This is a genomic window from Streptomyces sp. NRRL B-1140 (assembly GCF_001280065.1).
In the GTDB taxonomy this organism is placed as follows: domain Bacteria; phylum Actinomycetota; class Actinomycetes; order Streptomycetales; family Streptomycetaceae; genus Streptomyces.
Map to the genome: position 1 here is coordinate 1 of NZ_LGEA01000020.1, position 348 is coordinate 348.

At 70.4% G+C, this 348-nt stretch carries 1 protein-coding gene; it reads left to right on the forward strand.

Translation table 11 applies throughout. The features are described 5' to 3' along the window. The coding region (locus ADK65_RS04095; RefSeq protein WP_159038715.1) for an AMP-binding protein at window positions 1-348 on the forward strand (348 nt) is incomplete at both ends.

The window sequence follows — 348 nt, forward strand, 5'->3', positions numbered from 1 at the left end:
GCGCCGATCTGGAACACGCAGGTGTATGTGCTGGACGCGGCGTTGCGTCCGGTGGCGCCGGGTGTGGCCGGTGAGCTGTATCTGGCGGGTGCGGGTCTGGCCCGGGGGTATCTGGGGCAGGCGGGGCTGACCGCGAACCGGTTCGTGGCCTGCCCGTTCGGTGCGCCGGGCACGCGCATGTACCGCACCGGTGACCTGGTGCGGTGGAGCGGGGACGGTCAGGTCGAGTACATCGGCCGGACCGACTTCCAGGTCAAGGTCCGCGGCTTCCGCATCGAACTCGGCGAGATCGAGCAGGCACTGACCGCGCACCCGGACGTCGACAACGCGGTCGTCGTCGTACGCGAG